An 8,143-nucleotide genomic window follows, 5' to 3' on the forward strand; every position below is an offset into this window, starting at 1 on the left:
ATGGGATCACTGCACCACAGCCAGCGCCGGATGGAAGCGTCCCGGACGGCCCTGGAACCCGCGCTGGAACTCTTCACCGAGCTCGACGACGCCCACGGCCTCGCTCTGTGCGCCGCAAGGTCAAGGACGGTGTGCTGCCCGTGCCCGACGGCATCGGCGAGGCGACGTGGTGGGGCGCGGAGCTCGCCGGCACGGAGGGCGCGACGGTGCTGGCCGGTCACGTCGACTGGAAGGGCGCGAAGGGCCCGTTCGCGGAGCTGTGGCAGGCGCAGAACGGCCGTGAGGTCACGATCGCCGACAGCGCGGGCAAGGAGTTCAAGTTCCGCATCAAGCAGATCGAGACCGTTCGCAAGGAAGAGCTGCCCACCCGCGCCGTCGAGTTCTTCGGACCGCGCGGCCCGCACCGCCTGGTGCTGGTCACCTGTGGCGGCACGTGGATCGGCGGACAGCAGGGTTACGAGGCGAACCGAGTGGTGATCGCCGAACCCGTTGGGTGACCAATTGTTTCCTCCGCGCAACCCGTTCGGGTGACCAGTCGTCTCCTAAGGTGTGAAACGGTGGGGATGGTTGACCACGGGCTTGGCGCTCGCGCTGGCTCTCGTGCTGGTGATGACCCTGGGTCCGAACAAGGACCAGCAGAACCAGGCGGACGCCGGCCCGTTGCCGATGGCGCCGCGGTTGCCCGCTCCCAAGGACGCGGGACCGACGCCGACAGTGCCCGCTCCCACCCCCGAGCAGCTGCAGAAGCAGCCGTGGATGCACAAGCTCGCGCCGGGTGAGAAGCCTCCGCAGTTCGTGCTGTTCTCGTTCGACGGCGCCGTTTCCAAGCAACACTGGGACAAGGTCCTGCCGATCGCGAAGCAGAAGGGTGCGCACGTCACCGGTCTGCTGTCCGGCGTGTACATGCTGTCCGACCAGGACAAGATGCAGTACCAGCCGCCGGCCGGGCTCAAGCGCGGCGTCTCCGACATCTCGTTCGGCGGCAGCAGGCAGGACATCGCCGCCAGGATCGGCTACCTGAACCAGGTGATCGACGAGGGCCACGAGATCGGCACGCACTACAACGGCCACTTCTGCTCCGGCGGCAGCCAGCCGTCGGTCGACAAGTGGGACAACAAGGCGTGGAACGACGAACTCGCCCAGTTCAAGCAGATCGTGGACAAGGCGCGCGCCGCCGGGTTCAAGCTGCCGGCCGACGCCGTCCGGGGTGGACGGACGCCGTGCCTGGAAGGCAACTGGGACCAGGCTTTCCCCGCGATGGCAGCGAACGGCCTGGTCTACGACACCAGCAAGGTGGCGCTCGGGGTGCAGTGGCCGTCCGTCCAAAACGGACTGTACGAGTTCCCGATGCCCGAGGTGCGCGTTCCCGCGCTGGGCAAGGAGGTCGTGATGATGGACTTCAACCTCTGGTACTCGCTCAACAAGGCGACGGACGAACCTCACCGCGCGGCCGAGTTCACCCAGATCGTCTTCGACACGTACAAGTCGGTGCACCAGGCCGCGTTGAACGGCAACCGCGCGCCGCTCGTGGTCGGCAACCACTTCAACGAGTGGAACGGTTCGGCGTTCTCGAACGCGATGGAGCAGTTCCTCGAGTACGTGTGCGACAAGCCGGAAACGGTGTGCGCCACGTACACCGAGGTGATCCAGTGGATGCAGCTGCAGGATCCGGCGTTGCTGGACCAGCTCCGCCGGATGCCCGCAGCACGCAACTAGGGCTTTAGAGCATCAGCCGTCCGTCGAGATGATCCGGTCGTCGTTCGCACCCGGCGAGCCGTTGGCGTCCTGGTTCGACGTGCCGAGCCACAACGTGCCGTCCGGCGCGGGAGCCACCGCGCGCACGCGGCCGTAGCTGGTGAACACGGCCTGAGGAGTGCCGAGCGAGGTGCCGTTCACCGGGATCTTCCACACTCGCTTGCCGGTGACCGCGCCGACGTACAGGGCGTTCTTGTAGAAGCCGATGCCGGTCGGGCCGGCCTGACTGGTGGACCACGTCTTCACCGGGTTGGTCATGCCCGCGGTGTTGCAGTTGCCCTCGCAGGTCGGCCAGCCGTAGTTCTTGCCGGCCTCGATCCGGTTGATCTCGTCGGTGCGGCTGTTGCCGAACTCGGTGGCGTACGCGGTGTTGCCGACCCACGCGATGCCCTGGACGTTGCGGTGGCCGATCGAGTAGACGACGGAGCCGGCGCGCGGGTTGCCCGTCGCGGGCCTGCCCGCGGTGTCGAAGCGGAGAACCTTGCCGCCCAACGAGTTCCAGTTCTGCGCGGTGCTGGTGTTCTGGCCGTCGCCGGTGGTCGCCCACAGGAAGCCGTCCGGACCGAACTCGAGGCCGCCGCCGTTGTGGTAGCGGTTCTTCGGGATGCCGGTCACGATCGGCTGCGGCGTACCGCCCAGCGCGAGCTTGGCGATGCGGTTGTCGCTCGCGGTCGAGTAGTAGATGAAGACCGAGTTGTCGGTCGCGAAGGTCTTCGACACGGCGAGGCCCAGCAGGCCTCCTTCACCGCCGGTCGTCTGGGCCTGCTCCACCGTGTCCAGCTCGGTCACGGTCGTGCCCGTGATCTTCTTGATCTTGCGGGTGTCCCGCTCGGTGAAGATGCCGCTGCCGTCCGACAGGAACTCGATGTCCCAGGGGATGTCCAGCTTGGTGGCCAGAGTTCGCTCGGCGAGCGTGGAGGGGCCGTCCTGCGCGGAGGCAGGGATCACGCAGATGGATGCGGTCAGGGCAGTGCAGGCTGCCGCGACCGCGATGTGACGAGCACGCATGTGCTCTCCATTCATGTCCGCTCGTTGATTGTCTGCGGCGGCGTTGTTGCAGGGCGTATTCACCCAATCACACGTCGAATTAACTCACAACGGTCATCGGATGTTTGCGGACGCCCCTCGCCTCCGAGCGGGTGAGGCGAGGGGCGTTCGTCAACTACCTGAGGTAGCCGAGTTCGATGCGCTCAGTTGCCGTCGGCGATGTGGATGCCGCCGGGGGTGATCACCCAGAGTGAGCCGTCGGGACCCGCGACCTCGTCCCGCGTGCGGCCGAGGTTGGTGTAGATCTTGCCGCCGGCGCCGTTCGGGGTGAGCTTGAACGTGCCGCCCTTGAGCGAGGCCATGTAGAAGTGGCCCTTGTAGGTGGTGAGACCGGACGGCGTCGCCTGCGACGTCGGCCACTGCTTCACCGGGTTCGTCATGCCCGCGGTGCCGCAGGAACCCTCGCACTGCGGCCAGCCGTAGTTCTTGCCGGCGTCGATCTTGTTGAGCTCGTCGACCTTGCTGGCGCCGATGTCCGAGACGTAGAGCTGGCTGCCCAGCCACGTCAGGCCCTGGACGTTGCGGTGGCCGTAGGAGTAGACGAGCGAGTTGAACGGGTTGCCCGGCGCGGGCTTGCCGTCCTTGGTCATGCGGAGGACCTTGCCGCCCAAGGAGTTCTTGTTCTGCGCGTTGTTCCCGTTCTGGCCGTCACCGGTACCGGCGTAGAGGAAGCCGTCGGGACCGAACTTGATGCGGCCGCCGTGGTGGAAGTTCGAGCCGCGCGGGATGCCGGTGACGATCGGCTTCGGGGCACCGCCACCGATCTGCCACGTCGCGATCCGGTTGTCGCTGCCGGTCGTGTAGTAGAGGTAGAGCGTCTTGTCCGCCGCGTACGTCGGGGACACCGCGATGCCCAGCAGACCTGCTTCCTTGGTCACCGAGACGCCGGGGATGTCACCGACCTTGGTGACCTTGCCGTCCTTGGTGATCGTGGAGACGGTCTTGGCGTCCTTCTGCGTGAAGATGCCGGTGCCGTCCGGCAGGAAGTCGATGCTCCAAGCCTGCTTCAGGCCGGTCGCGATCGTTTTGACGGCCATCGTGCCGACTTCGTCCGGTGTCGCTGCAGACGCCAGCGGACTGCCGGAAAGTCCTACCGCAAGCGCGAGGACGCCGACGTACGCACTTCGACGAGCACCCATTGTGCTGACCCCTCCAACTTTCGCGTCGTGCGGCGACGGCGAGCCCGCTGGTGGAGTTGCGGGCTTGGGGGCTCCCAGATACAACCACGGTGTGTAGTCGGCGGCGCATCCGCCAATCGGGTCACCCCTCCGATGACTTTAGGTAACTTTATGTACGGTCTAGACCTTGACCGCCCGAACGACATACCGTGTGGTTCGCCGCCGCGCCCCACGGAAAGTGCCGCGCGCGCCCACCACGGGCTCGCAGGCCAACGACCCGAGGAGTTGCGCCATGAACGTTGCCGTCACCACTACCGAGCAGAAGCTTCCCGAGGTCAAGCGCGAATGGGTCAAGCCCGACTTCCGCGACTTCGAGACGCCGATGGAGGTCACCGCCTACGCAGCGCGCAGCTGACGTTGGGCTCAGCGCCTGGGTTCCCGCCTCCGTGACGGGAACCCCGGCGCCTCGCCTCGCCGTGCGTCTTTCCTGGTCGACCGAGGAGTTTCCGCCCATGACTGCCGTTCCTCACGCGGAGTTCGTCGCCGAGCTCCGCGCCCTCGCGCCCCGGTACTGGGACAGCCATCCGTTCCACCTGCGCATGCACGCGGGTCAGCTGAGCAAGCACGAGCTGCAGGCGTGGGCCGCGAACCGCTGGTACTACCAGCGCTGCATCGCGCAGAAAGACGCCGCGATCCTCTCCAACTGCCCGTCGCCGGACATCCGCCGTCAGTGGCGCGAGCGGATCATCTGGCACGACGGCACGCGGCCGGGTGAGGGCGGCGCCGAGAACTGGATCCGCCTCGCGGAGGCCGTGGGGCTGACGCGGGAAGAGGTGCTCGATGAACGCCACGTGCTGCCCGGCACGCGGTTCGCCGTCGACGCCTACGTGAACTTCGCGCGCACGAAGCCGTGGGTGGAGGCCATCGCCTCCGGCCTCACCGAGATGTTCTCGGGTGCGTTGATGCGCAAGCGTTTGGCGGCGCTGCGGGAGCAGTACCCGTGGATCGCCGAGGAGGGCTTCGCCTACTTCACGAACCGCATCCAGGCGGTGGCGGGTGAAGGTCAGGCCACTTTGGACATAGTGGTCGAGCATTGCTCGACCCGTGAGCAGCAGTTGGCCGCTGTCGCCGCGCTGTCGTTCAAGTGCGACGTGCTGCGCGCCGTGCTCGACGCCGTCGACTACTACTCGGGCAAGGGCAAGCCGTGACGTCTGTCATCGCCCTGGACGCCGTGCCGCACATCCGGCGCGGCGTGAAGTGCGCCTACGACCAGATCCGTTCCGCGCACGTCGTGTTGTTCCCCGAGGGTGTGCTGGTGCTGAACGAGACGGCTGCTTCCGTTGTGTCGCTTTGCGATGGGGCTCGGTCTGTCGGCGACATCGCGCTCGTCCTGGGTGACGAGTACGACGGTGTCGAGCCAGAAGACGTGGTGGAGCTGGTAGCCCGGCTCGTTGAGCGAAGGGTCGTGGACGTCGATGGCTGAGGCTCCCTTCGGCCTGCTGGCCGAGCTGACGCACAGGTGCCCGTTGCAGTGTGGCTACTGCTCGAACCCCGTCGAGCTGGTGCGCCGCAACGCCGAGCTGGACACCGAGTCGTGGCGGCGCGTCTTCGACCAGGCGCGCTCCCTGGGTGCACTGCAGATTCACCTGTCCGGCGGCGAACCGTTGCTGCGCCCGGACCTGCCCGAACTGGTGACGCACGCGAACAGCCTCGGCTGCTACGTCAACCTGGTCACGTCGGGAGTCGGTCTGTCACGGGATCGGTTGCGGGATCTGGCTTCTCACGGTGTCGACCACGTGCAGCTCTCCCTGCAGGACGCGACGCGCGAGGGCAACGACCGGATCGCGGGCATCAAAGCGTTCGACCGGAAGGTGGAGGCCGCGGCGTACATCCGTGACGAGGGCCTGCCACTCACGGTCAACACCGTGCTGCACCGGCAGAATCTCGACAACATCGCCGGCATCATCGCGATGGCGGAGGAGATGGGTGCCGAGCGCCTGGAGCTCGCCAACACCCAGTACTACGGCTGGGCTCTGCGCAACCGGGCTGTTCTGCTGCCCACTCGGGAACAGCTCGCCGTCGCCGATCCGATCGTGGCCGCGGCACAGGAACGCCTGCGCGGACGGATGGAGATCGTCTACGTCATCGCGGACTACCACGAGGCCCATCCGAAGCCGTGCATGTACGGGTGGGGCGTGCGGCAGCTGACCGTGGCACCGAACGGCGACGTCCTCCCCTGTCCCGCCGCCACGGTGATCTCGTCGCTGGAGATCGAGAACGTGCGGGACTCGTCGTTGCACGAGATCTGGCACAACTCACCTTCGTTCAACGCCTTCCGCGGCTTCGAGTGGATGAAGGACCCCTGCCGCTCGTGCCCGCGCAAGGAGATCGACTTCGGCGGGTGCCGCTGCCAGGCGTTCCAGCTGACCGGCGATGCCGCCAACACCGACCCGGTCTGTTCGCTGTCTCCTTCGCGGTCCACCGTGGACCTGATCCTGGAGACCGAGATGACGCCTGCCGAGGTTCCCGCGATGGCCATGAGGAAGATGACTTGAAAGCGGTTCTGCTCGGCACCACGGCAGGCGGTGGCTTCCCGCAATGGAACTGCGCTTGCGTTCTCTGCGTGCGCGCGCGTTCTGGTTCGTTGCCGTCGCGTTCGCAGGACTGCCTCGCGATCAGCGGCAACGGCACCGACTGGTGGCTCGTCAACGCGTCCCCGGACATCCGCACCCAGATCGCTGCCTGTTCGCTGTTGAACCCCGGCCCTGGGCCGCGCGACACGCCTCTCCGCGGGGCCTTGTTCACCGATGCCGAGTTGGACCACACCTTGGGCCTGCTGACGTTGCGCGGCGGGGCCGGGTTGACTGTGTGGGCACCGGGAACGGTCCTGCACGCGTTGAAGGACCAGTTCGACCTGCGCACGGTGATCGACGGCTACGCGCCCCTGGGGTGGCGTGAGGCCGAGCCCGAGTTCGAGATCACCGGGGGTCTGCGGGTGAGCGCGATCCCGATCAGCGGCAAGCGACCGAAGTACGCCCGCTCGTCCACTGTGGACGGCCATTGGGTCGTGGCCTACCGCTTCGAGGACCTCGTTTCGGGCGGAGTGCTGGTCTACGCGCCCTGCCTGGCGTCGTGGCCCACTGGCTTCGACGAGGTGGTGGCCGGGGCGGACTGCCTGCTGCTCGACGGCACCTTCTACGCGGCTTCCGAGATGGGTTCGGCGACCGGCAGCTCGTCCGGCCAGGCCGCCATGGGCCACCTGCCGATCTCCGCGAGTTTGCCAGAGCTGCGGCGGTTTCCCTCCGTCCGGCGGTTCTACACGCACCTCAACAACACCAACCCCGTTCTGGATCCCGCGTCGCCGGAGTCGGCGAAGCTGCGGGAGGCCGGTGTCGAGGTACCGCTCGACGGCACGGTGATCGAGCTGTAGATGCGCCAGAATCGGCGGATGTCCTTTGTGATCGGTGGACGTCCGCTGGCCGAACGGCTCGTCGCGGAGATGCCCTTCTTCGTGCGGCAGGTGCTCGCGGAGGTCACCGAGCGGGTGCCGGAGTACCAGCAGCTACCCGGTGAGGAGCTGGCCGGCGACATCACGCGCGTGATCGAGCAAACGCTGCGCGCGTTCGCCGAAGTGCTGCGCACCGGCGCCCTGCCGACCGCGGACGAGCTGCGTCCCCTGCGCGAGTCGGCCGCGCGACGAGCCGAGGAGGGCGTGCCGATCGACGTGGTGCTCACGGCGTACCACGTCGGCATCCAGGTCGTGTGGGAAGCGCTGGTGCCCGATGCCAGGCCCGAGGAGGTCGGTCAGGTCCTGGAGCTCAACGCGTTGGCCATGCGCTACCTGCAGCTGGTCACGCCGGTGGTGAGCGCGGGTTACCTGGACGAGCGGCAGACGATGTTCGACGACGACCGATCCGCGCGGCACACGTTGCTGACGTCGTTGCTCGACGGCACCCGGCAGGCGGGCCCCTACGTGGTGCTGGCGTTGCACGTGCCGCCGCATCCCGACGAGCTGACGCCCGGTGTCGACGCTTCGGTCGCGGGGCGACGCAAGCTGCGGCGCCTGCGCACCGAGCTGGAGCGCCACAGCCGTGAGCCGGTGCTGTCCTCGCTGACCCCGGACGGCGGCCTGGTGCTGGTGCCCGGCGACGATCTTCAGCGCGTCGAGCGAATGGTGACGGACGCGGCGCGAGCGGCAGGCGTGACGCTGACGGTGGGGGCGG

Annotated in this window: 10 protein-coding genes; 8 read left to right on the plus strand and 2 right to left on the minus strand. The window is 67.4% G+C overall.

The annotated features are described in order from the left end of the window. The first annotated feature begins 107 nt into the window (after positions 1-107). Positions 108-497, plus strand: coding sequence for a class F sortase (locus FXN61_RS44655; protein WP_312878479.1), 390 nt, complete (start codon positions 108-110; stop codon positions 495-497). 70 nt (positions 498-567) lie between these two features. Then, positions 568-1,716 (plus strand): polysaccharide deacetylase family protein, encoded by a 1,149-nt coding sequence (locus tag FXN61_RS44660; RefSeq protein WP_188136168.1) that lies wholly within the window; start codon positions 568-570, stop codon positions 1,714-1,716. Positions 1,717-1,728: 12 nt separating this feature from the next. On the opposite strand, the gene FXN61_RS44665 is transcribed toward FXN61_RS44660, so the two are convergent. Together FXN61_RS44665 and FXN61_RS44670 are read right to left on the minus strand one after the other, a co-directional pair. Beyond that, a complete protein-coding gene (locus FXN61_RS44665) occupies positions 1,729-2,763 on the minus strand; it encodes a PQQ-dependent sugar dehydrogenase (RefSeq protein WP_167979883.1) in 1,035 nt (344 codons plus the stop codon). Positions 2,764-2,945: 182 nt separating this feature from the next. Further along, the gene (locus tag FXN61_RS44670; protein ID WP_167979884.1) at positions 2,946-3,839 is read right to left on the minus strand and encodes a PQQ-dependent sugar dehydrogenase; all 894 of its coding nucleotides are present in this window, start codon (positions 3,837-3,839) and stop codon (positions 2,946-2,948) included. Between the two features lie 373 nt (positions 3,840-4,212). On the opposite strand from FXN61_RS44670, the gene pqqA reads away from it, so the two are divergent. The 6 genes from pqqA to FXN61_RS44700 form a co-directional block, all read left to right on the plus strand. Beyond that, positions 4,213-4,335, plus strand: a complete 123-nt coding sequence (gene pqqA / locus FXN61_RS44675) for a pyrroloquinoline quinone precursor peptide PqqA (RefSeq protein ID WP_167979885.1) — start codon at positions 4,213-4,215, stop codon at positions 4,333-4,335. Between the two features lie 97 nt (positions 4,336-4,432). Continuing rightward, positions 4,433-5,128 carry a pyrroloquinoline-quinone synthase PqqC gene (gene pqqC, locus FXN61_RS44680; protein ID WP_167979886.1) on the plus strand — a complete coding sequence of 232 codons (696 nt, stop codon included), beginning with the start codon at positions 4,433-4,435 and terminating at the stop codon, positions 5,126-5,128. Then, positions 5,125-5,403, plus strand: a complete 279-nt coding sequence (gene pqqD / locus FXN61_RS44685; RefSeq protein WP_312878480.1) for a pyrroloquinoline quinone biosynthesis peptide chaperone PqqD — start codon at positions 5,125-5,127, stop codon at positions 5,401-5,403. Before pqqC ends, pqqD begins: the two co-directional genes overlap by 4 nt. Continuing rightward, positions 5,396-6,475, plus strand: coding sequence for a pyrroloquinoline quinone biosynthesis protein PqqE (pqqE, locus tag FXN61_RS44690; RefSeq protein WP_167979887.1), 1,080 nt, complete (start codon positions 5,396-5,398; stop codon positions 6,473-6,475). The genes pqqD and pqqE overlap by 8 nt, the downstream gene beginning before the upstream one ends. Then, on the plus strand, positions 6,472-7,350 hold the full coding sequence (gene pqqB, locus FXN61_RS44695; protein WP_167979888.1) for a pyrroloquinoline quinone biosynthesis protein PqqB: 879 nt from the start codon (positions 6,472-6,474) through the stop codon (positions 7,348-7,350). Before pqqE ends, pqqB begins: the two co-directional genes overlap by 4 nt. A gap of 18 nt (positions 7,351-7,368) precedes the next feature. Beyond that, positions 7,369-8,143: RsbRD N-terminal domain-containing protein (locus FXN61_RS44700; RefSeq protein ID WP_512698769.1), on the plus strand; the 775-nt coding region annotated here is incomplete at its 3' end.

The organism is Lentzea indica (genome assembly GCF_012184385.1).
In the GTDB taxonomy this organism is placed as follows: Bacteria; Actinomycetota; Actinomycetes; order Mycobacteriales; family Pseudonocardiaceae; genus Lentzea; species Lentzea indica.